This is a genomic window from Halorubrum ejinorense (assembly GCF_039522565.1).
GTDB lineage: Archaea > Halobacteriota > Halobacteria > Halobacteriales > Haloferacaceae > Halorubrum > Halorubrum ejinorense.
The window spans coordinates 82,220-108,908 of record NZ_BAAADQ010000009.1; the positions used below are offsets into that span (position 1 = coordinate 82,220).

The 26,689-nt window shown below is 71.8% G+C and carries 26 protein-coding genes; 10 read left to right on the top strand and 16 right to left on the bottom strand.

Translation table 11 applies throughout. The features are described from left to right. Nucleotides 1-4 precede the first annotated feature (4 nt). From rio1 to ABDZ89_RS09315, 4 genes are all read right to left on the bottom strand, one after another. Complete coding sequence (gene rio1 / locus ABDZ89_RS09300) at nucleotides 5-991, bottom strand: serine/threonine-protein kinase Rio1 (RefSeq protein WP_343778489.1); 987 nt, start codon at nucleotides 989-991, stop codon at nucleotides 5-7. Between the two features lie 94 nt (nucleotides 992-1,085). After that, a complete protein-coding gene (hjc, locus tag ABDZ89_RS09305) occupies nucleotides 1,086-1,634 on the bottom strand; it encodes a Holliday junction resolvase Hjc (RefSeq protein ID WP_343778491.1) in 549 nt (182 codons plus the stop codon). Between the two features lie 126 nt (nucleotides 1,635-1,760). Further along, nucleotides 1,761-2,132 carry a rhodanese-like domain-containing protein gene (locus ABDZ89_RS09310; protein ID WP_343778492.1) on the bottom strand — a complete coding sequence of 124 codons (372 nt, stop codon included), beginning with the start codon at nucleotides 2,130-2,132 and terminating at the stop codon, nucleotides 1,761-1,763. A gap of 70 nt (nucleotides 2,133-2,202) precedes the next feature. Then, entirely contained in the window at nucleotides 2,203-2,757 is a 555-nt protein-coding gene (locus ABDZ89_RS09315; protein ID WP_343778494.1) for an NADPH-dependent FMN reductase, read from the bottom strand. Nucleotides 2,758-2,853: 96 nt separating this feature from the next. Here ABDZ89_RS09315 and ABDZ89_RS09320 point away from each other — a divergent pair, with 96 nt between their 5' ends. The 3 genes from ABDZ89_RS09320 (at nucleotide 2,854) to ABDZ89_RS09330 (ending at nucleotide 5,610) form a co-directional block, all read left to right on the top strand. Next, nucleotides 2,854-4,260: a phosphohexomutase domain-containing protein gene (locus ABDZ89_RS09320; RefSeq protein WP_343778496.1), complete on the top strand. Its 1,407-nt coding sequence runs from the start codon at nucleotides 2,854-2,856 to the stop codon at nucleotides 4,258-4,260. Nucleotides 4,261-4,445: 185 nt separating this feature from the next. Then, a complete protein-coding gene (locus tag ABDZ89_RS09325; RefSeq protein ID WP_343778498.1) occupies nucleotides 4,446-4,805 on the top strand; it encodes a hypothetical protein in 360 nt (119 codons plus the stop codon). 61 nt (nucleotides 4,806-4,866) lie between these two features. Beyond that, the gene (locus ABDZ89_RS09330) at nucleotides 4,867-5,610 is read left to right on the top strand and encodes a DNA polymerase sliding clamp (protein WP_343778499.1); all 744 of its coding nucleotides are present in this window, start codon (nucleotides 4,867-4,869) and stop codon (nucleotides 5,608-5,610) included. 76 nt (nucleotides 5,611-5,686) lie between these two features. On the opposite strand, the gene ABDZ89_RS09335 is transcribed toward ABDZ89_RS09330, so the two are convergent. From ABDZ89_RS09335 to ABDZ89_RS09345, 3 genes are all read right to left on the bottom strand, one after another. Beyond that, nucleotides 5,687-7,534, bottom strand: coding sequence for a histidine kinase N-terminal 7TM domain-containing protein (locus tag ABDZ89_RS09335; protein WP_343778501.1), 1,848 nt, complete (start codon nucleotides 7,532-7,534; stop codon nucleotides 5,687-5,689). Between the two features lie 56 nt (nucleotides 7,535-7,590). After that, on the bottom strand, nucleotides 7,591-8,991 hold the full coding sequence (locus ABDZ89_RS09340) for an MFS transporter (protein ID WP_343778503.1): 1,401 nt from the start codon (nucleotides 8,989-8,991) through the stop codon (nucleotides 7,591-7,593). Between the two features lie 77 nt (nucleotides 8,992-9,068). Further along, nucleotides 9,069-9,662, bottom strand: coding sequence for a DUF7474 family protein (locus ABDZ89_RS09345; protein ID WP_343778628.1), 594 nt, complete (start codon nucleotides 9,660-9,662; stop codon nucleotides 9,069-9,071). Between the two features lie 108 nt (nucleotides 9,663-9,770). Here ABDZ89_RS09345 and mdh point away from each other — a divergent pair, with 108 nt between their 5' ends. The 3 genes from mdh to ABDZ89_RS09360 all read left to right on the top strand — a co-directional run bounded on the left by mdh (nucleotide 9,771) and on the right by ABDZ89_RS09360 (nucleotide 11,531). After that, nucleotides 9,771-10,685, top strand: coding sequence for a malate dehydrogenase (mdh, locus tag ABDZ89_RS09350; RefSeq protein WP_343778505.1), 915 nt, complete (start codon nucleotides 9,771-9,773; stop codon nucleotides 10,683-10,685). An 84-nt stretch (nucleotides 10,686-10,769) separates the two neighbouring features. Continuing rightward, the gene (locus tag ABDZ89_RS09355; RefSeq protein ID WP_343778507.1) at nucleotides 10,770-10,958 is read left to right on the top strand and encodes a DUF7554 family protein; all 189 of its coding nucleotides are present in this window, start codon (nucleotides 10,770-10,772) and stop codon (nucleotides 10,956-10,958) included. Between the two features lie 12 nt (nucleotides 10,959-10,970). Further along, entirely contained in the window at nucleotides 10,971-11,531 is a 561-nt protein-coding gene (locus tag ABDZ89_RS09360) for a 2'-5' RNA ligase family protein (protein ID WP_343778509.1), read from the top strand. A gap of 19 nt (nucleotides 11,532-11,550) precedes the next feature. Here the strand turns inward: ABDZ89_RS09360 and ABDZ89_RS09365 are convergent, their stop codons facing one another. From ABDZ89_RS09365 to ABDZ89_RS09375, 3 genes are all read right to left on the bottom strand, one after another. Then, the gene (locus ABDZ89_RS09365; protein WP_343778511.1) at nucleotides 11,551-11,742 is read right to left on the bottom strand and encodes a hypothetical protein; all 192 of its coding nucleotides are present in this window, start codon (nucleotides 11,740-11,742) and stop codon (nucleotides 11,551-11,553) included. A 1-nt stretch (nucleotide 11,743) separates the two neighbouring features. Next, on the bottom strand, nucleotides 11,744-13,138 hold the full coding sequence (locus tag ABDZ89_RS09370) for a cytochrome P450 (protein ID WP_343778512.1): 1,395 nt from the start codon (nucleotides 13,136-13,138) through the stop codon (nucleotides 11,744-11,746). A 126-nt stretch (nucleotides 13,139-13,264) separates the two neighbouring features. Next, on the bottom strand, nucleotides 13,265-14,881 hold the full coding sequence (locus tag ABDZ89_RS09375; protein ID WP_343778514.1) for a methyl-accepting chemotaxis protein: 1,617 nt from the start codon (nucleotides 14,879-14,881) through the stop codon (nucleotides 13,265-13,267). A 145-nt stretch (nucleotides 14,882-15,026) separates the two neighbouring features. Here ABDZ89_RS09375 and ABDZ89_RS09380 point away from each other — a divergent pair, with 145 nt between their 5' ends. After that, nucleotides 15,027-16,826 (top strand): excinuclease ABC subunit C, encoded by a 1,800-nt coding sequence (locus tag ABDZ89_RS09380; RefSeq protein ID WP_343778515.1) that lies wholly within the window; start codon nucleotides 15,027-15,029, stop codon nucleotides 16,824-16,826. Nucleotides 16,827-16,857: 31 nt separating this feature from the next. Here ABDZ89_RS09380 and ABDZ89_RS09385 read toward each other — a convergent pair whose 3' ends face one another. Together ABDZ89_RS09385 and ABDZ89_RS09390 are read right to left on the bottom strand one after the other, a co-directional pair. Then, nucleotides 16,858-17,502, bottom strand: a complete 645-nt coding sequence (locus tag ABDZ89_RS09385; RefSeq protein ID WP_343778517.1) for a helix-turn-helix domain-containing protein — start codon at nucleotides 17,500-17,502, stop codon at nucleotides 16,858-16,860. Nucleotides 17,503-17,658: 156 nt separating this feature from the next. Beyond that, complete coding sequence (locus ABDZ89_RS09390; RefSeq protein ID WP_343778518.1) at nucleotides 17,659-18,570, bottom strand: alpha/beta fold hydrolase; 912 nt, start codon at nucleotides 18,568-18,570, stop codon at nucleotides 17,659-17,661. 125 nt (nucleotides 18,571-18,695) lie between these two features. Here ABDZ89_RS09390 and thpR point away from each other — a divergent pair, with 125 nt between their 5' ends. Further along, a complete protein-coding gene (thpR, locus tag ABDZ89_RS09395) occupies nucleotides 18,696-19,328 on the top strand; it encodes an RNA 2',3'-cyclic phosphodiesterase (RefSeq protein WP_343778520.1) in 633 nt (210 codons plus the stop codon). A 103-nt stretch (nucleotides 19,329-19,431) separates the two neighbouring features. Beyond that, a complete protein-coding gene (locus tag ABDZ89_RS09400) occupies nucleotides 19,432-20,841 on the top strand; it encodes a HEAT repeat domain-containing protein (RefSeq protein ID WP_343778522.1) in 1,410 nt (469 codons plus the stop codon). Nucleotides 20,842-20,907: 66 nt separating this feature from the next. Here the strand turns inward: ABDZ89_RS09400 and ABDZ89_RS09405 are convergent, their stop codons facing one another. Further along, the gene (locus tag ABDZ89_RS09405; RefSeq protein WP_343778524.1) at nucleotides 20,908-21,738 is read right to left on the bottom strand and encodes a DUF7504 family protein; all 831 of its coding nucleotides are present in this window, start codon (nucleotides 21,736-21,738) and stop codon (nucleotides 20,908-20,910) included. A 161-nt stretch (nucleotides 21,739-21,899) separates the two neighbouring features. After that, entirely contained in the window at nucleotides 21,900-23,168 is a 1,269-nt protein-coding gene (locus tag ABDZ89_RS09410; protein WP_343778526.1) for a hemolysin family protein, read from the bottom strand. Between the two features lie 171 nt (nucleotides 23,169-23,339). Between ABDZ89_RS09410 and serA the strand changes: the two genes are divergently transcribed. Next, complete coding sequence (gene serA, locus ABDZ89_RS09415) at nucleotides 23,340-24,944, top strand: phosphoglycerate dehydrogenase (RefSeq protein WP_343778528.1); 1,605 nt, start codon at nucleotides 23,340-23,342, stop codon at nucleotides 24,942-24,944. Between the two features lie 71 nt (nucleotides 24,945-25,015). On the opposite strand, the gene thrC is transcribed toward serA, so the two are convergent. Beyond that, complete coding sequence (gene thrC / locus ABDZ89_RS09420) at nucleotides 25,016-26,299, bottom strand: threonine synthase (RefSeq protein ID WP_343778530.1); 1,284 nt, start codon at nucleotides 26,297-26,299, stop codon at nucleotides 25,016-25,018. A gap of 88 nt (nucleotides 26,300-26,387) precedes the next feature. Then, nucleotides 26,388-26,603 (bottom strand): DUF7569 family protein, encoded by a 216-nt coding sequence (locus ABDZ89_RS09425; protein ID WP_343778532.1) that lies wholly within the window; start codon nucleotides 26,601-26,603, stop codon nucleotides 26,388-26,390. Nucleotides 26,604-26,689 lie beyond the last annotated feature (86 nt).

Here is a 26,689-nt window from a genome sequence, read left to right on the forward strand (position 1 = left end):
CGAGTCACTCCCGCTCGTCCGCTTCCGGCACCTCGTCCGCCCCCGCGCTCGACTCCCCGTCCGCTCCCGGCTCGCCGCCCGGCTCCGGCTCCGGCTCGGTCACGTACGCGCGGAGGTCGTCGGGGTCGACGTCGATCCCCTGTCGCGTGAAGAAGGTCGCCACGTTCTCGCAGTCCCGCTTCAGGAACTCTCCGGCGTTGGGATGATGGACCGTCACCGCCTGCCCCATGTCGATTATCACCAGTTCGCCCTCGTGGATGATCATGTTGTACTCCGAGAGGTCGCCGTGGATCAGCCCGGCGCCGTAGAGCCGGCGCATGTACTCGCGGACGACCTCGTAGGCGGTCTCCGGGTTCTCCACGTCGACCTCCGAGAGCCGCCGGGCGCGCTCTTCGGCGTGTCCCACCAGCTCCATCACGAGGACGTTCCGCTGGACCGCGATCGGTTCGGGCACCCGGACGCCGGCCTTCCGCGCTCGTTCGAGGTTCGCGAACTCCTTGCGGGTCCACGCCAGCACGACCGCCTTCTTGTCGCTCGCGATCCCGTCGAAGCGCGGGTCGCCCTCGAGGTAGTCGCGCATCTGCCGGAAGTTCGAGGAGTTGATCCGATACACCTTCACCGCGACCTCGCGCTCGGGCGTGACGCCCTCGGGACCGCCCCCCGCGGCCTCCGATCCCGGCTCGGGGCGCTCGCCGGCCTGCCCGCCGAGCGCCTCGAAGACGCTCGCCTCCTTGCCCGTCGACACCGGCCCGCCGAAGGCGTCGACGTAGCCGTCCTGGACCAGCTTGTACACCGCCGCAAGCGTGGCGTCGTCGAACACCGACTCCTGCAGCTTGAACTGCTCCGTGTCCTTGATCCGCTTGCGGAACTCGTCGAACTCGCGGTCCTGTCGGAGGGCGATCCGGTCCGCCTCCGTGTCGGAGACGTCCAGCTGTTCCCACTCGTCGCCGGGCTGGTCCGCGGGTTCGAGCAGACCGAAGTCCTCGCTCATTCGTCACCGGGTTCGGCGGCACGAGGGATAAGCGAGGGGGTCCGTGCCCCCCCCCCCCCCCGACGACGGCGACCGAGCGCGATCGAAACGCCCGTCACAGCACGTCCATCGCGTCCTCGACCGGCATGTGGCCGTCGCGGACCGCCTCCAGTATCGTCCGGCGCTCCTCGGTTTCCGGGTCGGTCGAGTCCGCGTCGTCCCCCTCGTCGCCGACCTCCCCGAGCGTCACCTTCTCCGTCTCGCCGACGAACTCGGGGAAGTCGGTGCCGTCCGCGAGGGCTTTCTCCTTCTTGACGCGATACGAGCCGGCGTCGGTGGTGTAGAGGTCGCCGGGGTGGAAGAAGTACCAGTCCTCGCGGTCGAACCGCACCGCGATCCGCGCTTTCGCGCCGAAGTTCCGCGCGAAAAAGAGGAGCGCCTCGACCTCCTCGCCGGTGAGGTAGATCGGGTCGCCCGCGCTCGATTTCGCCTCGATCGCGTAGAACGTCTCGCCGTCGCCCGCGAGCACGTCGGGGAGCTCCCGCTCCGTCGCCGAGCCGCTCGCCGGGGCGCGCATCACGGCGAACCCGGCCTCGTCCAAGGCGTTCACCAGCTCGCGCTCGCGGCGGTCTCCCTTCCGGTTAGCGGACACGGTCGTCGTCACCCGGTTCGATCATGGGCGTCGTAGACGCGAGCCGGGCAAAAGCCCGGCGGGTCGGCGGGGCGCGGTCGCAGAGCGATTCCATGCGCGCGGCGCAGTCGCGTTCTCGCGTCACCCTCGCGCCTCGCATCACCCTCGGAGCCGGCACCACAGCGACCGGATCCGGTAGCCGAGCGACCCGCGCTCGTACCCGTTCCAGCCGCTCATCCCGCCGGCGAGCGTCGACGCCTCGTAGCCCGCGTCGTCGAGCATCCGCGTCGCGCGCTTGGCGACGATCCCCATCTTACAGACGGTGACGACCTCGCGGTCGTCGGGGACCTCGTCGAGCCGGCGGCGGAGCGCGGCGTCGTCGCCGCCGCGGAGGTCGTCGTACACCGGCACGTTCCGGCTCCCGTCGATCGCGCCGGCCTCGAAGTCCGCCTCGGGGCGGATGTCCAGCAGGAACGGCTCGTCGTCGGTGCCGAGGCGCTCGTCCAGTTCGTCCGGGCGGATGCGACTCATCGGCGGAGGGTCGGTCTCACGAGGGAAATTCCTGCCGACCGCGGCCGGTACTCGGCGACCAGCACCACCCTCACTCCCGCATTCGCTCGGCGTGTTCGAGGACGACCCGACCGAGTCGCTCGGTGCGGCGGCGGAGGTCCTCGTCGGTGATCCGGGGACCGGCGTTCGGATCTGTCGCGCCCGTCTCGATCTTCGAGGAGGCGCCCTGGATCCCGACCTCGTGGGGGACCGTCCACGCGTGGACGTTGCGGAACGTCGACCGGAGGTGTTCGAGCGTGCCGCCGTAGGAGCCGCCGCCCGCGGTCGCGAGCAGGCCGACCGCGGTGTTCGCGTACTCGTCGGAGCCGCAGAAGTCGTGGAAGTTCTTGAACGTCGACGAGTAGGAGCCGCGGTAGACGGGCGTGCCGGCGAGGACGCCGTCCGCCTCGCGAACGCGGCGTTTCAGCGCCTCGCTGTCGCCCTGCGCGTCCTCGTCCGGGTGGTACAGCGGGAGGTCGACCGCCCCGAGGTCGATCAGGTCGGTCTCGGCGCCGACGTCGGCCGCGGCCGAGAGCGCGACGCGGAGCGCGGCCCGCGTCGTGCTCGCCGCCCGGCGGCTTCCGGACACCGCGACGATTCGAGTCATGGCCCCGCTTCGCGGGCCGGTAGCAAAAGCGCGGCGAGTCGAAGCGGCGACCGGGCGGCACCGGGCCTTATTATCTCGGCCGGTGACGAGGCACGCATGGACGAGATTGCCTTCGGCACGGACGGCTGGCGGGCCACCCTCGACACGTTCACCGACGACCGGGTGCGGATCGTCGGACAGGCGGTCGCCGATCACCTCGCGGCGGCGGGCCACGACGAACCGGTCGCGGTCGGCTACGACGCCCGCGAGACCTCGGAGGGGTTCGCCGAGAGCCTCGCGGAGGTCCTCGCCGGCAACGGCTTCGACGTGATCCTCCCGGAGCGCGACGCGCCGACGCCGGTGATCGCCCACGCCATCGTCGAGCGGGGCCTCGCCGGCGCGTGCATGGTCACGGCGTCGCACAACCCGCCCGAGTACAACGGCGTGAAGTTCATCCCCGACGACGGTGCGCCGGCGCTGCCCGAGGTCACGGAGGACATCGAGAGCCGACTCGCGGAGCCTGACCTGCTCCCCGAGGCCGAGCGCGGCGACGTGTCGCGAGTCGACCTCGTGAGCGCCCACGCCGACGCCGCCCGCCAGATCGTCGGCCGGATCGCCGGGGTCGACGGGAACGACGTCGACCTCGACGGGGTGACGGTCGCGTACGACGCGATGCACGGGAGCGGGCGCGGCGTCACGGACGCGCTCCTCGAGTCGGCCGGCGCGGAGGTCGTCCGCCTGCGCTGTGACCGCGACGTGACCTTCGGCGGGGACTCCCCCGAGCCCTCGGCCGAACACCTCGGCGATCTGGCCGACCGCGTCACCGACCCGGAAAGCGAGGTCGACCTCGGGATCGCCAACGACGGCGACGCCGACCGGATCGCGGTCGTCACGCCCGAACGCGGCGTCCTCGACGCCAACCTCTTCTACGCCGCCTGCTACGACCGGCTCCTCGAAGCCGACTCCGGGCCGGCGGTCCGCACCGTCTCGACGACGTTCCTCGTCGACCGCATCGCGGAGGCGCACGGCGAGGCGGTGTACGAGACGCCGGTCGGGTTCAAGTGGGTCGCCGAGGCGATGGGCGACCACGACGCGCTGTTTGGCGGCGAGGAGTCGGGCGGGTTCACCGTCCGCGGGCACGTCCGCGAGAAGGACGGGGTGTTGATGGCGCTGCTCGCGGCCGCGACCCACGCCGCGGAGCCGTTCGACGAGCGGGTGAACCGCCTGCTCGACGAGCACGGCCGCATCGCGGCGGGGAAGGTGTCGCTCGACTGCCCCGACGACCGGAAGGCGGGCGTCCTCGACGACCTCGACGACCACATCCCGGAGACCGTCGACGGCCACGCGGTGGCGAAGGTCGTCACGCTCGACGGGTTCAAACTCCTCTTGGAGAACGGCTCGTGGCTGCTCGTCCGGCCGTCTGGCACGGAGCCGAAGCTGCGGGTGTACGCGGAGGCCGACTCCGAGGCGGCCGTCGACGACCTGCTCGCCGCGGGGCGCGACCTCGTCGAACCGCTGATCTGACGCCGGAGCGGCGACCGGCCGGGTCGCGAGCGAGCGACGCGCAGACGACGGCCGACCGGACCGCCGCCGACAGACCTGCGGGCCGACGGCGCGAGAGTTTCAGTTCCGCCTTGCGTTCGGCTCGTTTATTTATGAATTAACCTCGTACCGTCGCGTACGGCCGGAGGTCCGGCCGAGAGCGACCCATGATCGACGAACCGCTACCGACGCCGAGTGGCAACGACGCCGAATCAGAGTCGAGCGACGAGCGACCGAGCGATGAGCAGACGGGCGACGAGCAGCAGAACGCGGAGCAGTCGAACGAAGCACAGCCGGACGCGCCGCGCCCGGTCCGCGGGCCGGCGACCGGTCCGGATCGAACCACCGATCCGCCGCCCGATTCGGGCGCGGGCGGAGAGGCCGATGACCGCGAGCCGGAGCCGCTGGCCGGCGACGGGGACGCGGACGAGTCTGAACCGCTCGAACACCGACTCGAACGCATCCGGCTGTGGCGAACCGTGGTGACGCTCGCGGTCGTCGTCGCCCGTCTCGTCCGGTCGCTTTGAGCCTTTCACTGCCGGTCCGATCGGGTGCCTTTTTAGGTGATACCGCCCTAGCCGAACGTATATGTTCAAGGCCATCGTGGGCGCGTCGACGTTTCAGGACGCGCTCGATTCGGTGAGCGTGTTGGTCGACGAGTGTAAGATCCGCCTGAACGAGGAGGAGCTCTCGATCCGCGCCGTCGACCCCGCCAACGTCGGCATGGTCGACCTCACGCTGGAGGCCGCGGCGTTCGAGTCCTACGAGGCCGACGGCGGCGTCATCGGCGTCAACCTCGCCCGCTTAGAGGACATCGCCGGCATGGCCAACTCGGGCGACCTGATCCACCTCGAACTCAACGAGGAGACCCGCAAGCTCCACATCGAGATCGACGGGCTGTCGTACACCCTCGCGCTCATCGACCCCGACTCGATCCGCCAGGAGCCGGACATCCCCGACCTCGACCTCGCCTCCGAGATCGTCGTCGAGGGCGCCCAGCTCGACCGCGGTATCAAGGCCGCCGACATGGTGTCCGACCACATCCGCCTCCGCGTCGACGAGGCCGAGGAGGCGTTCTTCATCGAGGCCGAGGGCGACACCGACGACGTCGACTTGGAGCTCGCCCGCGAGGACCTCATCGCGCTCACCGCCGGTCCCGCCGACTCGCTGTTCAGCCTCGATTACCTCAAGGACATGAACAAGGCGATCCCCTCCGACGCCGAGGTCACCGTCGAACTCGGCGAGGAGTTCCCCGTCAAGCTTCACTACGGCTTCGCCGAGGGACTCGGTAACGTGACCTTCATGCTCGCTCCGCGCATCCAGAGCGACTGAACCGGCCGATATCTGTTTTTTCGCAGAGCCTACGGAGACGGCGGGCGCTCCGACTCGGTAACGAGCTGCGATCGGCTCACTCGTCCACGATCGGGATCGACACCGTCACGCGCGTCCCGCGCGGCTCTCGCCCTTCGTAGGTCACGTCCGCGCCGATCGCGGCGGCGCCCCACGCGACGACCCACAGCCCCAGCCCGGAGCCGTGTTCGAGCGCGGTCTCCCGGCCGGACTCGACGGCCTCGACCTCGTGGTCCGGGATGCCGGGGCCGTCGTCCTCGACGGTGAGGACGAACCGCGCGCCGTCGCGGCGGCCGCCCGTCTCGGCCGCCGCGTCGCCCCCGTCCCGGCGGAGCGACGCCCGGACCCACGGCCCCCCGTCCTCGCGCTCGGTCCCCTCGCCGTCGTGGTGGTCGATCGCGTTCTCGACGGTGTTCTCGACGACGGCTCGAAGCGCGTCGGGTCTGACGCGCGTGGTCCAGTCGGCGGCGGCGTCGCCGAGGTCGAGTTCGACGGTCGCGTCGCCGTCGCGCTCGCGGGCGTCGGCGACGACGGCCTCGACGAAATCGCGAACGTCGGTCGGCTCGGGGTCGGTCTCGGCGAGGAGTCGGTCGACGGTACCGGCCTTCTCGCCGAGCGCGGCCAGCGCGCCGGCCCGCCGCTCGATGGCGTCCGCCATGTCGACCAGGTCGGGGTCGTCGAGCCGGTCTCGGAGGATCTCCCCGTAGCCGTGGACGAGGCCGGCGTCGTTCCGGAGGTTGTGGCGCAGGATGCGGTTGAGGACTTCGAGCTGTTGCCGGCGGCGCTCGCGCTCGGTGATGTCCGAGAGGACGACCGTGTACCCGACGTGCGTGCCGTTCGGGTCGGTCAACCGGGAGACCGACACCGCGTACGTGCGCCGTCCGGCGCCGGTCGCCGAGTCGATTTCGACCGTCTCCCTGGAGCCGCCGGGACCGGCCTCCTCGTCTGCGGTCCCATCGCCTGCGCCGTCCGCGGCATCCGCGGTCGTCGCGTCCGGATCGTCGGGGGCGTCGTCGCCGATCTGAACCGGCAGGTCGAGGAACTCGGCGAGCGGGCGGTCGCGGGCGGTCGCGGCGTCGACGCCGAGGAGGGTCTCGGCCGCGGGGTTGAGTCGGACGACGCGGCGGTCGAGCGCGAGCGCGACGATCGGGTCCGCGAGGTCGTCGAGCGCGGTGCGCTCGGCGGCGCGGCTGGTCGTCGGGTTCCGGTCGAACATCTCGGCGCGGTCGAACGCGTACGCGTCCAACAGGACGTGCGGGACGAACATGATCGGCGCGAGTTGGAGCTGCGGCACCGGGCCGAGCGCGAGCGCCCACGCGACCAAGGCGAACCCCGGCGGGATCGGGCTCAACGCGACGGCGGCGCTCTCCCGACGGTACAGCGGCCCGTAGCTGAGCAGGGTGTCGACGAGGAGGAAGACGGCGCTGGCGACGAGGACCGTCTCCGCGGCGACCACCAGATACCCCCACGGGCCGAGCGCGTACGAGACGGTCTCGACGCCGAAGACGGGGTCGCGAGCGAAGTCGGTCCAGAAGGCGCCGTGGACCGGGTTCGTGACGAGCAGCGCGGTCGAGAGGAGTCCGAAGCCGGCGATCGTCGCGAACAGGCGACTCCGGACGACGTCGCTCCGGCCCGTGTACTCCAGCGCGAAGCCGAGGAACGTCACGCCGGTCCAGACGATCCCGAGCCACGTCGCCGTCTCCAACAGGACGCGGAGGGCGGGGTCGGCCACGAGGAGTCCCGCGGCGTAGGAGAAACACCACGTCGCCTGCGCGGCGAACACCCCGAGGAACCAGTCGACGCCGGGGCGACCGCGGCGTTCCCGGATCGCCCACGCGAGCCAGACCGCGCCCGCGCCGCCCGCGAACGAGCCGAGGGCGGGCCACGCGGGAACGGCGTCGAACATGTGTCGGTCAGGAGGGCGAGCCGCGGGGTAAAAGTATCGCGCTCGCTCGCCGGAGGTCAGTCCGCGGACCGGCGGAACGCCACGGCGACCGGGACGAGGAGGAGCGCACCCGCGAGGAACGGCGACGCGACGGAGGCGGTGTAGAGGAGGGCCATGACGGGCGGGCCGACGCTCCGCCCGAGGCTCGACGCGCCCTGCGTCACGCCGAAGGCGGCGCCCTGGTCCGCGTCGTCGGCCGACCCCGAGACGAGCGTGGCGAGCGAGACGTTCACGAGGGCGTTCCCGAGCGAGAGCGCGGCGAGCGCGACGAGCAGCGCGACGAGGGGGAGCGTGAGCCACTCCGGGCCGCCGAGGGCCACGTCGCCGGCGACCCGATCGATCAGTCCGGTCGTCGGGATCGCGACGAGCGCGGCCGCGAGCACGACGGACCCCGCCGCGACGAGGGTCCGCGACGAGACGAGCCGGGAGAGCCGCCCGACGAGGACGCCCTGGTTCACCGCCCCGAGGACGCCGATGTAGGTGAGCAGGAACGCCGCGGCGGTCGCGTCGTAGCCGAACGCGTCCGCGACGTACGGGATGAACATGACCTGGACGCCGGCGAACGCGACGGCCACGACGAAGTACGCGACCGTCAGCGGGCGGAGCGACGCGGACGCGAGCGCGTCTCGAAACTGGCCGATCGCTGTCGTGCGTCGCCCCGTCTCCGCGGCGGGTCGCGTCCGCTTCGGTTCCTCCAGGAAGCGGGCGCCGAAGCCGACCGCGAGGAAGCTCATTCCGGCGGCGGCGAAGCTCGGGAGGGAGTACGCCGTCGCCGGGATGAACGCCGGGAAGAGCGCGTCCGCCCGGGCGACCACGGCGTCGGCGGCGAGCAGGCCGCCGATCGCCGGCCCGAAGACGAACCCGAGCGCGAACGACGCGCCGACGAGCCCGAGCGCCCCGGCCCGCCGGTCCCGGGGCGTGATGTCGGCGACGTACGCCTGCGCGGCGGCGATGTTCCCGCCCATCGCGCCCGCGAGCGTCCGAGAGGCGAACAGCGTCGCCAGCGCCGCGGCGGGGCCGAAGCGCGCCCCCGCCGAGCCGGCGTAGCCGAACGTCACCCACGCGACGCCGGCAGTCGCGAGCGACGCGAGCAGGACGGGCCGGCGTCCGATGCGGTCGGAGAGCCGACCGAGCGTCGGCGCCGCGAGGAACTGCGCGAGCGAGTACGACGCCGCGAGCAGCCCGATGAAGGCGTCGCTGACGCCGAACGAGCGCACGTAGAAGGGCAAGATCGGGATCACGATTCCGAAGCCGACCAGATCGATGAACACGACGCCGATCACGACCGCGAGCGCGCGCCGCGGGTTGGCGACGGCGGGGGGTCGGGAAGCGTCGTCGCCCGAGCCGGTCCGATCGTCGTCGACCGCGTCGGCGACGTCGGCCTCGGTCGACGCCGCGCCCGCCTCCGGATGTGTCACGGTGGTGAGACGCCCCGCTCGAACTTAAAAGGGCGTCCGAGGCGGCGGCGAGCGTTCCGGGCCCGCCCGGCGCCGCGCTACAGGTGTCGTTCGATGACGCGTTTGGCCGCCTGTCCCTTCTCCTTCCAGCCGTACCCCTCGTCGTACACGTGGCGCTTGCCGTCGACGAGCTCTTCGGGGGTGGACTCCTCGAAGCCGCCGCGGTCCCACGCGCCCGACTCGCGGAGCCACGCCACCACGTTCTCGCGGGTCTCGGGCCACGAGAGCCCCACCATCTCGTACCACGCCACCATCGCGAAGACCGCGTTGTCGTGACAGCCCGGGACGGAGCCGTGTTCGTACACCGTCCGCATCGGCTCGCGGGTCGGCTCGGAGACAAGCTCCTTGAACTCGGCGGCGGTGAGCAGCCGGAGGTCGTCGCCGTCCTCGACGACGCGCTGGTCGCGCCGGAGCGCCCCGAGCGCCGCCTTGTGGAGCCCGCCCCAGTCGGCCGGGACCGCGTCGCGCAGCGCCGCCTCCGAGAGGCCGTCTCGCTCGGCGGAGAGCACCGACAGCAGGTCCGTGTACGCCTTCTCGACGGTCGGCCAGCTCACGCCCTCGAACTCGCAGTCGGCGTCGTGAAGGCTGTTCGTCGTCCGACAGCCGGGACACGGGTAGCGGAACGTCGGCACGACGCGTCGGTTCGACGCGCCGGGAGTTAGGGGTTTCGCGACGACGCTCGCGAGCGTTGCGGGGGTTCCGAAACGTTTACTCACCGCCCGGTCGCGGATCAAGACGGTATGACAAAGGTCAGCGTTATCGGTGCGGCGGGGACCGTCGGAGCCGCGGCGGGCTACAACCTCGCGCTGCGCGACGTGGTCGACGAGCTCGTCTTCGTCGACATTCCGGACCAGCGCGAGACGACCATCGGGCAGGCGGCCGACGCGAACCACGGCGTCGCCTACGACTCGAACACGACCGTCCGGCAGGGCGACTACGCGGACACCGCCGGCTCGGACGTCGTCGTCATCACGGCCGGCATCCCGCGCAAGGAGGGCCAGACCCGGATCGACCTGGCCGGCGACAACGCGCCGATCATGGAGGACATCGGCGCCTCCATCGCCGAGCACAACGACGACTTCGTCACCGTCACCACCTCGAACCCGGTGGACCTGCTCAATCGCCACCTCTACGAGGCGGGCGACCGCGACCGCGGCAAGGTGGTCGGCTTCGGCGGCCGGCTCGACTCCGCGCGCTTCCGCTACGTCCTCTCCGAGCGATTCGACGCGCCCGTCAAGAACGTCGAGGCGACGATCCTCGGCGAGCACGGCGACGCGCAGGCGCCCGTCTTCTCGAAGGTGCGCGTCGACGGCCGCGACCCCGAGTTCGACGCCGACGAGAAAGAGCAGATCCTCGCGGACCTCCAGGAGTCGGCGATGGACGTGATCAGCCGGAAGGGCGCCACGCAGTGGGGGCCCGCCACCGGCGTCGCCCACACCGTCGAGGCCATCCTCAACGACACCGGCGAGGTGCTGCCCTGCTCGGTCGTCCTCGACGGCGAGTTCGGCTACGAGGACACCGCGCTCGGCGTGCCCGCGAAGCTCGGCTCGAACGGCGTCGAAGAGGTCGTCGAGTGGGACCTCGACGAGTACGAGGCCGACCTGCTCGACGAGGCCGCCGAGAAGCTCTCCGAGCAGTACGAGAAGATCGCGTAGCGAACCGATCGCCCCGATCGGTTCGGACCGCTGCGGCGACCGCTACCCACCGGACTTTTATCGCTGCCGCGCCGTCGTTGCGTCATGAACCGCGCCGAGATCGACACCGACGACCTGTTGAAGCTCGTCCTGCTGCTCGTCGTGGCGTGGCTTCTGCTGGAGATAGTAGAGGCCGTCCTCGGCCTCGCGTTCTGGCTGCTCGACGCCCTCCCGACGCTGATCGGGGTCGCGCTCGTCGTCGTGATCGCCTTACACCTCACCGATCGGATCTGAACCGGCGTCAGCGTGTTCAGCCTCAACGTTCCGCTCGCCCCCGCAGTCGAGCGTCTCGCGGCCGATCTCCACCCGAAACTGGAGGGGTTCGAGACGGTCCGCGAGCGCTACACGCTCGTCTGTAAGCGGTTCGGCGTCGCGGACGTCGGCGAGCGGGGAGAGGGGAGCGAGGACGGAGACGCCGAGCCGCCGCGGCGAGCGAACGCGCTCGACCGTCTGCGCGGGCGGCTCGGTCGCCCGCTCGGGAGAACCGCACCGTTCGAGGTCGCCGTGACCGGAGTCGACGTCTTCGACGCGCCGGCGTCCGGGTCGGCGCCAGTCGTCTATCTGACCGTCGAGAGCGAGGGCCTCCTGCGGCTTCACGGTCGGCTCTGTGACGCGTTCGGAGCCGTGGAGGGGATCGAGGGCGACGAGTACGTGCCACACGTCACGCTCGCGCGCGGCGGGAACCCCGAACCGGGAGCGGTCGCGGGGTTGGTGGACGCCGAGTTCGACCCGGTCCGGTGGCGAGTCCACGCGCTCGACGTGTGGGACCCCGAGTTCCGCGAGGTCGCGGCGACGGTCGACCTCTGAGCCGGCGTCGTCGGTCTCCTCAGCCGTCGTCGACATCGCTGCGAGCGTCGACCGCGTCGTGCTCTCCGACGGGCCCGTGCGTCGGGCAGACGCCGGCGATGGGGGTGGCGTTGAGACAGCAGGCGCGCCGTTTCCCGGCGACGAGACCGCGGCTGAGGGGCTCGCCGCACCGCGCGCAGTAGGGTTCGGCTTCCTCGCCGGCGTCCGCCATCTCAGCGCTCGCGGAGCCGCATCGGTACCGGGTGGTCCGGATGCATCGTCAGCGAGCCGCGCAGGGAGAGGTCGGGCCCCTCGTAGTCGAGGTCGAACCGCGAGCAGACCGTCGCGAGGATTATCTTCGCCTCCAGCAGGGAGAACGCCTTCCCGATGCAGTGGCGCGGGCCGCCGCCGAACGGAAAGTAGGCGAACCGGGGGCGCTGGCTCCGACGCTCGGGCGTCCAGCGACCGGGGTCGAACGTATCCGGGTCGTCGTACCACCGCTCGGAGCGGTGGACGACCCACTGCGAGATCATCAGCGCGGACCCCTCCGGGATCCGGTACCCCCCCAGTTTCACGTCGAGCTTCGGCTCGCGGAACAGCGTGTAGACGGGCGGGTAGAGCCGCATCGACTCGTTGAGCACGCGCTCGGTGTAGTCCATGTCGCGGACGCCGGCCGCGGTCAGGGGGCCGTTGCTCACGGCCGCGCCGGCCTCGTCTGCGACCCGCTCCCGGGCCGCCGGGTGGTCAGAGAGGAGGTAGAAGGCGTAGGTGAGCGCCAAGGCGGTGGTGTCGTGGCCGGCCAGAAGCATCGTGACCAGCTCGTCCCGGAGGTTCGCGTCGGTCTGCTCGCCGCGGTCGCGGGCGCGGAGCAGGACGGAGAGGAGGTCCATCGGGAGGTCGCCGTCGGGGTCGCCGGGCGGGCCGCGCACCGCGGCCCCGTCCGGACCGGCGGGGTCGACGCTCGGGTCGCGCTCCGTGCCGCGGCGGCGGTCGACGATGCCGTCGATCACCGATTCGAGCGTCTCGATCGCCCGATCGAACTCCCGGTTCTCGCGCGTCGGCATCCAGTTCGGGATCAGGTAGCGGCGGGGGTCGGGCTCGAACCGGGCGCCGAGCGGTTCGAGGTTCTCCTGGACCGTCTTGACCTCCTCGTCGCTGATGTCGGCGCCGAACATCGCCGTGACGATGATCTTCACGGTGAGCCGCGCCAGCTCTAACTGGAGGTCGACGACGTCGCCGTCCTCCCACTCGGCGACGTGCGATTCGGCGTGGTCGGCCATCACGCCGGCGAGCGCGCCGATCCGGCGGTTGTGGAAGGCGGGGTTGGCCAGTTTTCGCTGGCGCTGCCACGTCTCCCCCTCGCTCAGGAGGAGGCCGTCGCCGAGCAGCGTGTCCATGGCGTCGTCGCCGAACTGGGGCTTCCGGTAGCGCTCGGCGTCGGAGACGAGCGCGCGCTCGACGTCGGCGGGGTTCGTCAGCAGGTACGTCTCGCGGGGACCGAGGTTGAGGCGCACCACGTCCCCGTAGCTGTCGGCGCAGGCGCGCAGGAATCCGAACGGGTCGTCAGCGAACTGGCGACCGTTCCCGAAGAGGGGGTCGCCGAGCGGTCCGGGCGGCGTAACGGACATGCTGTTTCTGGGGGTTGAGCGGGGTTAAACGTTCGGCGGGAGGAAGAAAATCGATCGAACGAGGCGGGCGACGGGCGGGCGTCGAGACGGGAACGGTCGAGGGAACGTGAGCGTTAGGACGCGGGACTACCGGGCGTCTAACCGCTCGACGCGGGCGATCAGCTCGTCGACGGCCGCCTCCTGGTCGTCGGTGGCGTCGACGATGCGCTCGGTCGCGTCCTCGGTGCGGTCGGAGCGCTCGCGGACCGCCTCCAGCGACGAGGTGAGCTCCTCGACGGTCGCGGCCTGGTCGTCGGTGGTCCGCGCGACCTCGGCGACGCCCGCGGCCGCCTCGTCGACGGCGTCGGCGATCTCCTCGAGCGAGTCGAGGACCGTCTCGATCTCGGTGCCGGCGTCCTCGATGCGGTCGTGCGAGCGCTCGACGGCGGTGGTGGTCTCCGCGGACTGCGCCTGCAGCTTGTCGAGGCTCTCCGTGATCTCCTCGGTGTAGCCGCGGGTCTCGTCGGCGAGCTTCTTCACCTCCTCCGCGACGACCGCGAAGCCGTCGCCGCCCTCGCCGGCGCGGGCGGCCTCGATGTTGGCGTTCAGGGCGAGGAGGTTCGTCTGCTCGGCCACTTCGGAGATGACCTCGATGACCTCCTCGATGTCGTCCATGCGGTCGGAGAGCGCGCCGACGCTCTCGACGAGTTCGTCGCCGATCTCGACGACGTCTTCGGTCGCCTCGCGGGCGTCCTCGCTGGCGTCGAGCCCCTCGTCGGCCGCGTCGGCGGCCGCGACCGCGGCGGTGTCGACCTGGTCTGCGGTCGCGGCGACCTCCTCCATCCCCGCGGAGAAGGACTGCATCTCCGAGACGCTCTCCTCTAAGAGCTCGTTCTGCTCGTCGACGTTCTCGGCGATGTCGGCGGCCGCGGCGCTCGCCTCCTCGACGGTGCCGTCGAGGTCGCGCGCCTTCTCGTGGACGCCCGAGGAGAGCTGGTCGAGGTTCTCGGCCATCTGGTTGACGACGCCGACGACCCGGAGCAGGTCGTCGCCGAGGACCTCCTCACACTCGTCGTGACAGACCGCGCGAGCGTCGAGGTTCCCCTCGCCGATCGCCTCTGCAGTCTCGCGGATCTCGGAGACGAGTCGGGCCGTCGCGTCGCGCTCGTTGACGTTCTCGGTGCGGTCGATGACGACCTCGCTGACGCCGACGATCTCGCCGCCGTCGCCGTACATTGGCGTCGCGGTGAACTCGATGTGCTTCTCGTCGCCGTGGCGGTCGACCATCGTGCTCGTGTCGCGGTAGCGGGTCGTCGCGGCGTCGCAGCGCTCGACGCCGTACACCTCGTCCGCGGTCTCCGGCGCGTCGAGCACTTTGTCGGCGAGCGTGTCGGCCCGTCGGCCGTCGGGGTAGAACAGCTCGGAGACGTGGCCGTGGCCGATGGCGTCCTCCCGCTCGGCCCCGGTAAGCGAGACGATGGACTCGTTCCACTCGGCGACGTTGCCGTCGGCGTCGAGGATGAAGGTCGGGACGCTCGTCGCGTTGAACACCTGCTGGAAGCCCGCACCCGCCAGCGTCTCGGCGCGGTCGACGCCCTGCTCGTCGGCTATCTCGTACGTTTCGTTGTCTCCCTCGGCGGTGCCGCTCTCAGTCGGTCCCGCGCCGTCCGACGGCCCGTCGACGACGACTCCCCCGTCGGGGACCGACCGGGAGTCGCTCCCCCGCCCGAACACGTTCCGCAGGCGCTCGCGAAGTCCCGTCATGTCTACGTCACCGTCTCCCAACCGCCATCATAAACCGCACGTCCCGGAACTCACGTTTGATAACTCGAGTGAAACGGCGAAGAGGGGAGACCGCCCCGCCCCGCAGCGTTCAATGGCGTCGGGCGGCTACGGCGATCCGAGACCGATGGACGCCGAAGCGGTGCGAGAGCGGGCCCGCGACCTCCCGACCGAGCCGGGGGTCTACCAGTTCCGCGCGGGCGAGACGACGCTGTACGTCGGGAAGGCCCTCGACCTCCGCGACCGGGTGCGGTCGTACGCCGACCCGCGCTCGGGCCGGATCCGGGGCATGGTCGAGCGCGCCGACCGCGTCGAGTTCGCGGTCACCGACACGGAGACGCAGGCGCTCCTGCTCGAGGCGAACCTGATCAAGCGGCTCCGGCCGCGGTACAACGTCCGGCTGAAAGACGACAAGTCCTACCCGCTCGTCGCCTTCTCCGACCACGCGGTGCCGCGGATCGAGGTGACCCGCGACCCCGAGGAGGGCGCCGTCGCGTACGGCCCGTTCACCGACGTGGGCCGCGTCGAGACGGTGGTGAAGGCGATCCGCGACGAGTACCGCCTGCGGGGCTGTTCGGACCACAAGTACGAGGGCCGCGAGCGCCCCTGTCTCGACTACGAGATGGGGATCTGCTCGGCCCCCTGTACCGGCGAGATCGACGCCGAGAGCTACGCCGAGGACGTGGCGGCCGCGCGCCGCTTCTTCGACGGCGAGACGGGGGTCCTCGCCGACCCCCTACGCCGGCGGATGGAGGCCGCCGCCGAGGCGAACGAGTTCGAGCGCGCCGCGAACCTCCGCGACCGGCTCGAGGCCGTCGAGGCGTTCCACGGCGAGGGCGGCGAGGCCGTGAGCGACCGGAGCGACGACCGCACCGTCGACGTGCTCGCGGCCGCGGTCGAGGGCGACACCGCCCGCGTGGCCCGGCTCCACAGCGAGCGCGGCCAGCTGGTCGACCGCAGCCGCCACCGGCTGGACGCGGCGGCGGTGGAGGACGAGCGCGGGGCCGGCGGGGAGACCGACGGCGCGAGCGACGACACGAGCGACGGGTCGGCGGCCAACACCCCGGCCGCCGTCCTCGCGGCGTTCCTCGCGCAGTACTACGCGGAGCGCGAGTTCCCCGACGCGGTCCTCTTGGCGGAGCGCCCGTCCGACTCGGACGTGGTCGACTGGCTGGAGGGCGAAGGGGTCGCCGTGCGGGTCCCGGGGGCCGGCCGCGAGGCGAAACTCGTCGAACTCGCGCTGAAGAACGCCCGGAAGCGCGGCGGCCGCGACGACCCCGTGGGCGCGCTCGGCGACCGACTCGGCGTCTCGCCGCCCGCCCGGATCGAGGGGTTCGACGTGAGCCACGCGCAGGGGACCGCCGTGGTCGGTTCCGACGTCTGTTTCGTCGACGGGAGCGCCGAGACCGCGGACTACCGCCGGAAGAAGCTCACCGAGCGCAACGACGACTACGCCAACATGCGCGAGCTGATCCGCTGGCGCGCGGAGCGCGCCGTGGAGGGCCGAGACGACCGACCCGACCCGGACCTGCTGCTCATCGACGGCGGCGACGGACAGCTGGGTGCCGCGCGCGACGCCCTCGCGGAGACGGGCTGGGACGTGCCCGTCGTCGCGCTCGCGAAGGCGGAGGAGCTGGTGGTGACCCCCTCCGGCACCCGCCGCTGGGACGACGACGCCCCCGAGCTCCACCTGCTCCAGCGCGTCCGTGACGAGGCCCACCGCTTCGCGGTGTCGTACCACCAGACCGTCCGCGACGAGGTGGCGACGGTCCTCGACGACGTGCCCGGCGTCGGCCCCGAGACCCGCCGCCGGCTCCTCCGGCGGTTCGGGTCGGTCGAGAACGTCCGCGAGGCCTCCCGAGACGACCTCACCGACGTGGACGGCGTGGGCGACGCGACCGCCGACACGCTCCGAGAGCGGTTGTAACCGCGGTCTTCTCCTCTGGCGGCGACCGCCGTCACTCCGACTCGACGGCGCGCTCGACGACCGCCGCCTCGGCCTTCCGGAGCAGCTCGCCGGCCGTGCTCGTCGCGCAGTCGAGCCCGGCCGCGACGTCCGCGACGGTCCCCTCGCGGGGCACCTCGTAGTACCCCACCGAGACCGCCGTCTCCAGCGCCGCGCGCTGTCGGTCGGTCAGCCGCGACGGCGTCCGCCGGCGCTCGAACTCGTGGACCCGCTCGATGGTGAGGTCCGCGAGGGCCGCGAGGTCGTCGTGGAACGCGCTGAGCGCCGCGGTCGCGCCCGCCGCCTCGAACCGCACGTCGCCCGACTCGCGGAAGACGACCGGCGGGAGGAAGATCACCCGCGACGCCGCGACGGTGTCGAGGAGGGCCGCCGGGAACTCGTAGTCGTCCTGTCGGAGGAAGGCGTAGGTCCCGCCCGCGTCGCGCACGAGGCTGCTCGCGACCAGCGAGTCGATCGCCCCGACGGCGGCGGTCGTCGCGTCGCGGTCGCCGTCGAACCAGAGCAGCGTCGTCGCGTCCGCCGTCGGACTCCACATCAGCAGCTCCGCGCGCGAGATCGGCGACTCGCCGACGATGGCTCGGTGGAGGGGGTGGCGGAGCCGCTCCGGGTAGTCGGCCGAGAACCTGATCCGTTTCATTCGGCGGTCGCTCGCCGTTCGACCGTTCCACACATCAATCCGCATGGTTCGGCGCGGGTTCAGGACGGGGTCGGGACGTGGGGCGGTTCGGAGCGGTCAGCGGGGACGTGGGGAGGGCCGGAGCGGTCAGCGGGGACGTGGGGAGGGCCGGAGCGGTCAGCGGGGACGCGCCAGCGCCTCGGGGGCGGCCCGGAGGAGCGTCCCGAGGTGGTCCGCGCCGTCGAGGGTGCGGAGGTCGGCGCTCGGGAGCGCCTCGGCCAGTCGTTCCGCCCCGGCTATCGGGACGTTGGCGTCGGCGGTCCCGTGCCACAGGCGCACCGGGGTGTCGACCGCGTCGAGGTCGATCCCCCAGTCGGCTCCCGCGTCGCGGAACTCGGTGACCGCGCCGGTCCGGTGGCGCTCGAACGCCGCGAGGAAGTCCGCTTTCACCGTCGCCGCGGCGTCGTCGGGGACGGCGTCCGCGTCCGCGGCGTACTGGCCGACCACGAACGACGGGTCCGCCCGGTCCGCGACCCACGCCTGTCCGCGGAACAGCGCACCGAGGACCGAGGGCGTCGCGGCCGCGAGTCCGGTCAGCAACCGCTGTACCGCGGGCGTGTCGTCGGTGAACGCGGGCGGCGTCGCCCCGGCGACGAGGTCGACGCCGGTGACCCGCGCTCGAAGCGTCGCCGCCGTCGAGAGGGCGTAGGGAGCCCCGCCGGAGAACGCGACGAGGGGCGCACTCTCGACGCCCGCGTCGTTCAGGACGGGCCGCACGGACGCGGCGGCGTCGGCGACGGTCCGGTCCGGGTGCGGCGAGGACCGACCGTAGCCGGGCCTGTCGGGCGCGATGACCCGGACGTCGTTCGCTTGCGCCGCCGGTTCGAGGAGCGCCCCCAGTCGGCGGGACCCGGGCGTCCCGTGGAAGAAGACGACCGGATCGCCGGCGGGAGGGCCGTACGTCGCGTACGCGATCCGGCGGCCGTCGTCCGGGCGGACGACGCTCGGTGCTTGAGCCCCCGGAGTCCGACGCTCTGGAGTCCGACGCTCCGGGGTCGATTGCGGCCGCGCGGAGTCGGTGGTGCCCATCGATGTCGACTACGACCGCGCCCGTGGTGGGGTTAATGCCGGACTGATGCGGGAGTATTTACGTGCGACTCGTTGGCTCGGCCACCCCAAGCCGTATCCGTCGCTCGGCCGATCCCTCGACCGAGATGCGCGCGTTCTTCGCCGTCGACCTGCCGGAGTCCCTCGCGGCCGGCGTCGCGGCGGCACAGACCCCGTTCGCGGACGCCTCCGGCGTGAGTCCGGTCGATCCCGAGCAGGCGCACGTGACGCTGAAGTTCCTCGGCGAGGTCGGCGCCGGAGGCGGCGACCGAGGCCGAGATCGCGAGGGAGACGGGGACCGAAGTCGAGACCGGGACGGAGACGAGGGCGCCCCCGCCCTCGACGACGTGATCGCCGCCGGCGAGCGGGCGGTCGACCGCGCGGGCGTCGCGCCGTTCGACTGCGCGGTCGGCGGCCTCGGCGTCTTCCCGAACCGCGACTACGTGTCCGTCGTCTGGGCGGGGATCGAGCGCGGCGGCGACGACCTCGCCGCGCTCCACCGCGCCCTCGAGGCGGAGACGACCGCGCTCGGTGTCGACCCCGCCGACCACGCGTTCACCCCCCACGTCACGCTGGCGCGCGTCGAGAGCGCGACCGGGGCCGAGGCGGTCCGAGACGCACTCGACGCGGGCGACTCCGAGGTAGGTGCGTTCTCAGTCGGCGAGATCCGACTGGTGGCGTCGACGCTGACCGCGTCGGGGCCCGAGTACGACGCAGTCCGGGAGTTCCGGCTGGAGTAGTGCGGTTCGCGGAGCTCGGCTCGGCCCGCACCGCGGGGAGGTTCTCATCGGTGATAGCCGCGGGCGTACGTTTAACCTACCGGATCGGTGAGAGGTACGCGAAATGGACGACGGGGCGCGACCGGAGGGAGACGCGAGGTCCGGGTCGGGCGGCGACGCGGACCGAGGCAGCCGCGGCGACGGCGGTCGAACCCCGGCGTTGACTCGTCTCGGTCGGCGGTTCGAGGCCGAGACGCGGCGCGAGGCCGCCGAGGCGCTGGGCAACCCCTCCGGATCGATGAGCGCCGACGAAGGCCGGATCGTCGAGGCGCTGTTCGAGACCGCCCTCGACGACCCGGACGAGTCGGTGCGCGCGGCGGCGATCGAGTCGCTGTACTTCCACGGAGACGCCCACGTCGACCGGCTGGCGGCGCGCGTCGCCGACCGCCGCGAATCGGGTGAGGCTGCGAGTCACGTGTCGAAGGCCGACTCCGGCGTCGCCGAGACGTTCGTCCGGTGGCTGGAGAGCGACCGCGCCGCCTACCGGATGGTCGGCGCGACCGGGCTGGCCGCCGTCGGCGCCGAGTCGGCGACGTCCCGGCTCCGCGAGGCGTTCGACGACGACGACGCTCGCGTCCGCGCCCGGGCCGTCGAGGGATACGCCCGGTCCGGCGGCGAGGCGGTCGAGGCGGTGCGACCGCTGGTGAACGCGCCGAACGGCCTCGTGCGCGGCGCCGCGGTGGACGCGCTCGTCGCGATGGACAGCGACGACGCGACCGAACTGCTCGCGCTCGCGGCGCGGCGTGGCAACGAGCGGCTTCGACTCACCGTCGTCCGCCGCCTCGGTCGGCTGGACCGGCGGGACGCCGCCGGGGTGCTCCTCGGGTCGTTAGCGGATCCCTCGGAGGCGGTGCGGCGGGCCGCCGCGGCGTCGGTCGCCGCGGTGATCGCCGAGGCGGGCGCGGTCCCCGCCGGCGACGTGCGCGACCGACTCCTCACCGAGCGGCCGTTTGAGACCGACGGGGTGCTCGCGGTGTTCCGCGCCGTCGCGGCCGAGCGGACCGCGGCCGCGCGAGGCGGAACCGAGCGCGGCGACGCGGATCGGTCCGAGGCCCGCGTCGACGCCGAGACGCGGCGGTACGCGGCGTGGCTGTACTGCGAACTCCTCGAAGCGGCGGACCCGACCGCGGCCGACCGTTCGGCGGCGATCGAGTGGCTGATAGAATCGCTCGACCACCGCGACCGGCTGGTGGCGGACCTCGCGGCCGCGTACCTGCCGCGGATCGTCGCGGCCGCCGGGGCCGAGGCGGAAGGCGCCGACGCGGATCCGCCGGAGTCGCCGCTCGGCGTCGACGTCGAGCGGTCCCTCCGGGAGCTTGCGGGCGACGAGGCGACCTCCGACGCCGCTCGGGAGCGCGCCAGAGCGGTGTTGCGGCGGCTCAAGCGCGCGGTCGTCGAGACGGCCGCGGACCGCCACGTGGAGTACGTCTACGTCCGCTGGCCCGCGGACTACACGGAGAGTCGAGAGGAGTGAGACGGAGAGCCGTTCACGAGCGGGAGCCGCTCACGGGCGGAAAGTCGATCGCGGGCGGGGAGTCGCTCACGGACGGCGGACGAACCGGTCGTCGTCGACGGCGACCGTCAGGTCGATCGTCTCGTCGAAGAAGTTGAGGACCGTGGCGACGTTCCGGTCCGCGTCGGCGTCGACGTACAGCTGTAACACGCCGCCCGTGTCGGCGAGGCGCGCGGCGAGCATTCGGACGAACGAGACCGCGCGCTCGACGTCGAAGGCGGCGACGATCTGGTGGAAGACGCTCACCTCCAGCGACACGCGCTCGCCGGGCCGGTGGTTGGCGTCGAGGATGCGCGAGACGGTCTCGCCGACCTCGTCGGGCGAGAGGCGCGGGTCGAGTTCGACCATCTCGATGCCGACGCCCTCGAAGTCGACGTCCGGCGTCGCCTCGAAGTCGTACTCGCCGGTGCTGACGATCACCGTCCGCCGGGGCCACGCGTCGAGGCGCTCGTCGAGCGCGCGGACCAGCCGCTCCGGAGACGGCGTCACGGCGATGACGAGGCCGGCCGCGCCGTGGAAGTGCGCCCGGAGCGCGTCTGCCTCGTCGTCGACCGGCGACGCGTCGACGCGGACGACGCCGTCCCAACTCACCCGGTCGGCCACGTGGACCCCGTCGGCGACGCGGTCGGTCACGTGACCGTGGAGGTGATCCTTGAACTCGGCGACCGCGCCGTCCGTGTCGTAAGCGGTCTTGGCGGTGGCGCAGTACGGGCAGTCCCAACTGACGCGGAAGTCGGACCGAGAGAGCGCGTCCGAGTGGTGAGCGAGCAGGTGCGACCCCGTCACCTCGCGCATCCCGGACCGGTCCCGCGTCCACGCGACGAACCCACACCGGTCACACGCCCAACGGCCAACCATGATCGAGAACGTGTCTCGACGGTTCCGTCGGAGACACATGTATGTTGTGTTATGTGTGATCGGCGGCCCGTTCGGCTTCCCGGACGACCCGATCCGTGCGTCTCACGCCGGGGTGAGTCCGGGGAAGTCCGGAAACCCGAATCGAGTCCGGGGAACCCGCGTCAAGCCGACGCGAACCCGTTCTCGTCGGCGTGTTCGACCCGGACGCGGGTGACGCGGGTCGCGGTCGCCCCGGTGACCGTGAACGTGACCTCGCCGACCGCGACGCGGTCTCCCTCGGCGGGGAGTCGCCCGAGTTGGCGGGTGACGAGTCCCGCGACGGTGTTCGCGCCCGTGTCGGCGGGCAGCGAGAGGCCGAGCGTCTCGTTGAGGTGCGTCACCGTCGTCCAGCCGCGCACGACGGCGGTGTCCGGCGCGACGACGTCGACGGCGTCCGTCTCCCACCGGCCGACCAGCTCGCCGACGACCTCCTCGAAGAGGTCCTCCAGCGTCGCGACGCCGACGACCGAGCCGTGCTCGTCGACGACGACGACCATCCGCGTCTCGCTCGCGCGCATCTCCGCGAACAGCTCGTCGAGCGGCTTCGTCTCGGGGACGAACACCGGCTCGCGGAGCGCGCTCGCGAGGTCGGCGCCCGTCTCGTCGGCGCGGATCGCGTCGCGGACGTCGACGACGCCTATCACGTCGTCGCGGTTCTCGCCGTAGACGGGCATCCGCGTGACGCCCTCCTCGGCGGCCGTCGAGAGCGCGTCTGCCGGAGTCGCCGTGTTCGGCAGCGCGACCACGTCGGTCCGGGGGACCATCACCGAGACGACCGTCGTCGCTTCGAGGTCGAGGACGCCCCGGATCATCGCGCCCTCGTCGGCGTCGAGCGCGCCGGCGAGCTCGCCGGTGCGCACGAGCGTCGCTATCTCCTCGCGCGTGAGATACGACTCGATGTCCGACTCGCCCCCGGTGAAGCGGTTGACGACGCCCGAGAGCGCCTCGAAGACGAACAGGATCGGACGGAGGACCCGCTGGACGACGACGACGATCCGCGAGACGCGGAGCGCGTGTTTCTCCGCGTTGGCGACGGCGTACGACTTCGGCGCGATCTCGCCGAAGACGATGACGAACACCGAGGTGACGAGCGTCGACCCGGTCGCCGCCTCGCCGCCCGAGAAGCCGAAGCGGACGAACACCGCGGTCGCGACGGACGCGGCGGCGATGTTGGCGACGTTGTTGCTCACCAGGGCCGTGACGAGGAAGCGGTGCGAGTCGTCGCGCAGCGCCGACAGCGCCCTCGCGCCCGGAACGTCGGTCGCGACGAGCGAGTCGATCCGGTGCGTGGGGACGGAGAACACCGCGAGTTCCGAACTGGAGAAGAAGGCGCTCACGGCGGTCAACGCGAGGATGGCGCCGACACCGACGAACGCGATAGTGAAGTCCATATACGGATATGCGACCCCGTATAAAAGGCAGTACCGGCGGTGAGTGTGTACACGAACGCGGACGTTCCAGTCGAAACAGAGGGGTTAGGTATCCACGAACGCGGATTCGTTCGGCCGGCAAAACGGCGCGATGAGGAAAGCGTTAACCCCGCGCCGCGGGTGCCTACGAGCATGAAGGTACTCGTGACCGACCCCATCGCGGACGCGGGGTTGGACCGACTCCGAGACGCCGGCCACGAGGTCGTAGCGGACTACGAGGCCGAGGGCGACGCCCTGCTCGACGCCGTCAGTGACGCCAACGCGCTCATCGTCCGGTCCGGAACCGAGGTCACTGAGGCCGTCTTCGAGGCTGCCGACGACCTCGTCATCGTCGGCCGCGCCGGCATCGGCGTGGACAACATCGACATCGAGGCCGCCACCGACCACGGCGTCATCGTCGCGAACGCGCCCGAGGGGAACGTCCGCGCCGCCGCCGAGCACACCGTCGCGATGACGTTCGCGGTCGCGCGGTCGATCCCGCAGGCGCACGGACGCCTCGTCGACGGCGAGTGGGCGAAAGGCGAGTTCCTCGGCACCGAAGTGAACAACAAGACGCTCACCATCGTCGGCCTCGGCCGCGTCGGCCAGGAGGTCGCCAAGCGGCTCGACTCGCTCGGGATGGACCTGGTCGTCTACGACCCGTACATCTCCGAGGAGCGCGCCGACCGGATGGGCGCGGAGCTGGTCGAGGACCTCCACGAGGCGCTCGCGGCCGGCGACTTCGCGACGATCCACACGCCGCTGCTCCCCGAGACCGAGGGGATGATCGGCGAGGACGAACTGGCCCAGCTCGAGGGCGGTTACCTGATCAACTGCGCCCGCGGCGGCATCGTCGACGAGGAGGCGCTCGCCGCGGCGGTCGAGGACGGCGTCCTCGCGGGCGCCGCGCTCGACTCGTTCGCCGAGGAGCCGCTCCCGAAGGACTCCCCGCTGCTCGACGTCGAGGAGATCGTCTTGACCCCGCACCTCGGCGCCTCGACGGAGGCGGCACAGGAGAACGTCGCGGTCGACACCGCGAACGCGGTGCTCGCCGCGTTCGACGACGAGCCCGTGTTGACGGCGCTCAACGCGCCCTCCGTCGACGAGACCGCCTTCCCCCGGATCAAGCCGTACATCGCCGTCGCGGAGACCGCCGGGAAGGTGGCCGCACAGCTGCTCGACGGCCGGATCACCGAGGTCGAAGCGACCTACGAGGGCGACATCGCCGAGGAGGACGTCGAGCTCGTCACCGCGAGCGCCCTGAAGGGCGTCTTCGAACCGCTGGAGTGGCAGGTGAACGCGGTGAACGCGCCGCGGCTCGCCGAGGAGCGCGGCATCGACGTGACCGAGTCGAAGACCCGCCAGACGGAGGACTTCCAGAGCCTCGTGCGCGTCACCGTCCACAACGGCGACGATTCGATCGCCGTCGAGGGCACCCTGTTCGCCGGCGAGGACCCCCGAATCGTCCGGATCGACGGGTTCCGGGTCGACGCGGTCCCGTACGGCCACATGCTGGTCGCGCGCAACACGGACGAGCCGGGCGTCATCGGTCTCATCGGCACCGTCCTCGGCGACCACGATGTCAACATCGCCGGGATGTACAACGCCCGCGAGACTCAGGGCGGGGAGGCGCTCACCGTCTACAACCTCGACCACGACGTCCCCGACGCTGCCATCGAAGCGCTGCTCGAGGACGGTCGGATTGTCGAGGTCACCGAGATCACGCTGGACGACGCGGACGAGCGGCCGGCGGAGTAACGGTTCGGCGGAGTCATTTTAAACAGCCGGCAGGTCGGTTCCCGAAGCGAGCGACTCGCCCGCGAGACGTCTCACTCGTGGAGGTGATCGAGCACCGCGTCGACGTCGTTCGGGACCGGTTCGGGCTCGCCGCCGGCCTCGTAGGCCGCCTCGGGGTCTTTGAGCAGGTGACCGGTCGTCAGGCAGACGACCTGTTCGTCGTCGTCGACGACCCCGGAGCGCCGGAGCTTCTTGAGCCCGGCGAGGCTCGCGGCGGAGGCGGGCTCGACGCCGACGCCCTCGCTGGCGAGGTGACGCTGCGCGGCGGTGATCTCGTTGTCGCTCACCGCGACGGCGGTGCCGCCGGTGTTCCGGATGCCCGGCAGCGCCTTCGGCGCGTTGACGGGGTTGCCGATGCGGATCGCGGTCGCGCGCGTCTCGACGTGCTCCCACCGCCGGATCTCGTCGTTGCCCTCCTCGACCGCCTCGACCATCGGCGCGGCGCCCTCGGCCTGGACGCCCGTCAGCTTGGGGACCTCGTCGACGTCGAGCGCGCCCGACTGGACGAGCTCGCGGAAGCCCTTGTACAGCGCCGAGGTGTTACCCGCGTTGCCGACCGGCAGGACGATCCGGTCCGGGAAGGCGCCGTAGTCGGCGTAGAACTCCTCTAAGATCTCGAAGCCGATCGTCTTCTGGCCCTCCAGACGGAACGGGTTCAGGGAGTTGAGCAGGTACGCCTCGCCGCGGGCGGCCAGCTCCTGGACGATGTCGAGACAGGCGTCGAAGTTGCCGTCGACCTCCAGGATGCGGGCGCCGTGGAGGCTCGCCTGCGCGACCTTGCCGGCGGCCACTTTGCCCTGCGGGAGCAAGACGAGCGTCTGCATGTCGCCGCGGCCGCCGTAGGCGGCGAGCGCGGCCGAGGTGTTCCCGGTGGACGCACAGGCGAGCGCGCCGACGCCGAGCTCCTTCGCGACGCGGACGCCGACGGTCATCCCGCGGTCCTTGAACGAACCGGTGGGGTTCATCCCCTCGTGTTTGATCCGGAGCGCGTCGACGCCCACCGCCTCCTCGATGCGGGGGACGCGGTGGAGCGGGGTGTCGCCCTCGGGGAGCGTGACGCCCAGGTCGAAGGGGAGCGCCTCGCGGTAGCGCCAGACGCCGCGGTCGGGGCCGTCGGAGGGGGCGCCCGCGCCGAACTCGGCGAACGTCGGGGGGTCGTTGTAGCGCACTTCGAGCAGGCCGTCGCACTCGTCGCAGGTGTACCGGACCGCCTCGAAGGGCGCGAACGTCTCGTCGCATTCGATACACGCGAGCCACGTCCCGTCGGCGGCGCAGTCGGGCGCCGCCGGGGCCGGGGCGTCGATAGCGAGATCCATTACGTGACGGTCCGTCCCGGCAGGGCTTAAGACGGGCGGTCGGAACGGACGTTGCCGCCCGAATCGAACGTGTTCGGCCGTTCCGTCCTCAGTCGACGATGATCTCGGAGCTGTCGTTGCCGTCGTCGGTGCCGGAGCCGAGCCGGTCTTGATAGCGCTGAATCCAGTCGGCGAAACAGTCGGGACAGAGCCGCTGGGTGTCGATGTTCGCCCGGTCGACGCTCAGTCGGACGGTGCGCGCGAGCGCGTCCGTCGTCGCCTCGCCGCAGGCGTCGCAGGGCGCAGTCGTCGGCGCGTCGCTCATATCGTGTCGGTCGCGGCCGCGGCTCTTAAATGTACGTCGGCGGCCGCGGTATCCTCGAATCGGGGGCGCGGGGAACGACGCGGGGC

What these genes read in the sequence shown, in the direction of transcription:
- rio1 (WP_343778489.1), bottom strand. Translation starts at nt 991, where the DNA reads ATGAGCGAGGACTTCGGTCTGCTCGAACCCGCGGACCAGCCCGGCGAC.
- ABDZ89_RS09310 (WP_343778492.1), bottom strand. Translation starts at nt 2,132, where the DNA reads ATGAGTCGCATCCGCCCGGACGAACTGGACGAGCGCCTCGGCACCGAC.
- ABDZ89_RS09315 (WP_343778494.1), bottom strand. Translation starts at nt 2,757, where the DNA reads ATGACTCGAATCGTCGCGGTGTCCGGAAGCCGCCGGGCGGCGAGCACG.
- ABDZ89_RS09320 (WP_343778496.1), top strand. Translation starts at nt 2,854, where the DNA reads ATGGACGAGATTGCCTTCGGCACGGACGGCTGGCGGGCCACCCTCGAC.
- ABDZ89_RS09325 (WP_343778498.1), top strand. Translation starts at nt 4,446, where the DNA reads ATGATCGACGAACCGCTACCGACGCCGAGTGGCAACGACGCCGAATCA.
- ABDZ89_RS09330 (WP_343778499.1), top strand. Translation starts at nt 4,867, where the DNA reads ATGTTCAAGGCCATCGTGGGCGCGTCGACGTTTCAGGACGCGCTCGAT.
- ABDZ89_RS09335 (WP_343778501.1), bottom strand. Translation starts at nt 7,534, where the DNA reads ATGTTCGACGCCGTTCCCGCGTGGCCCGCCCTCGGCTCGTTCGCGGGC.
- mdh (WP_343778505.1), top strand. Translation starts at nt 9,771, where the DNA reads ATGACAAAGGTCAGCGTTATCGGTGCGGCGGGGACCGTCGGAGCCGCG.
- ABDZ89_RS09355 (WP_343778507.1), top strand. Translation starts at nt 10,770, where the DNA reads ATGAACCGCGCCGAGATCGACACCGACGACCTGTTGAAGCTCGTCCTG.
- ABDZ89_RS09365 (WP_343778511.1), bottom strand. Translation starts at nt 11,742, where the DNA reads ATGGCGGACGCCGGCGAGGAAGCCGAACCCTACTGCGCGCGGTGCGGC.
- ABDZ89_RS09370 (WP_343778512.1), bottom strand. Translation starts at nt 13,138, where the DNA reads ATGTCCGTTACGCCGCCCGGACCGCTCGGCGACCCCCTCTTCGGGAAC.
- ABDZ89_RS09375 (WP_343778514.1), bottom strand. Translation starts at nt 14,881, where the DNA reads ATGACGGGACTTCGCGAGCGCCTGCGGAACGTGTTCGGGCGGGGGAGC.
- ABDZ89_RS09380 (WP_343778515.1), top strand. Translation starts at nt 15,027, where the DNA reads ATGGACGCCGAAGCGGTGCGAGAGCGGGCCCGCGACCTCCCGACCGAG.
- ABDZ89_RS09385 (WP_343778517.1), bottom strand. Translation starts at nt 17,502, where the DNA reads ATGAAACGGATCAGGTTCTCGGCCGACTACCCGGAGCGGCTCCGCCAC.
- ABDZ89_RS09390 (WP_343778518.1), bottom strand. Translation starts at nt 18,570, where the DNA reads ATGGGCACCACCGACTCCGCGCGGCCGCAATCGACCCCGGAGCGTCGG.
- thpR (WP_343778520.1), top strand. Translation starts at nt 18,696, where the DNA reads ATGCGCGCGTTCTTCGCCGTCGACCTGCCGGAGTCCCTCGCGGCCGGC.
- ABDZ89_RS09400 (WP_343778522.1), top strand. Translation starts at nt 19,432, where the DNA reads ATGGACGACGGGGCGCGACCGGAGGGAGACGCGAGGTCCGGGTCGGGC.
- ABDZ89_RS09405 (WP_343778524.1), bottom strand. Translation starts at nt 21,738, where the DNA reads ATGGTTGGCCGTTGGGCGTGTGACCGGTGTGGGTTCGTCGCGTGGACG.
- ABDZ89_RS09410 (WP_343778526.1), bottom strand. Translation starts at nt 23,168, where the DNA reads ATGGACTTCACTATCGCGTTCGTCGGTGTCGGCGCCATCCTCGCGTTG.
- serA (WP_343778528.1), top strand. Translation starts at nt 23,340, where the DNA reads ATGAAGGTACTCGTGACCGACCCCATCGCGGACGCGGGGTTGGACCGA.
- thrC (WP_343778530.1), bottom strand. Translation starts at nt 26,299, where the DNA reads ATGGATCTCGCTATCGACGCCCCGGCCCCGGCGGCGCCCGACTGCGCC.
- ABDZ89_RS09425 (WP_343778532.1), bottom strand. Translation starts at nt 26,603, where the DNA reads ATGAGCGACGCGCCGACGACTGCGCCCTGCGACGCCTGCGGCGAGGCG.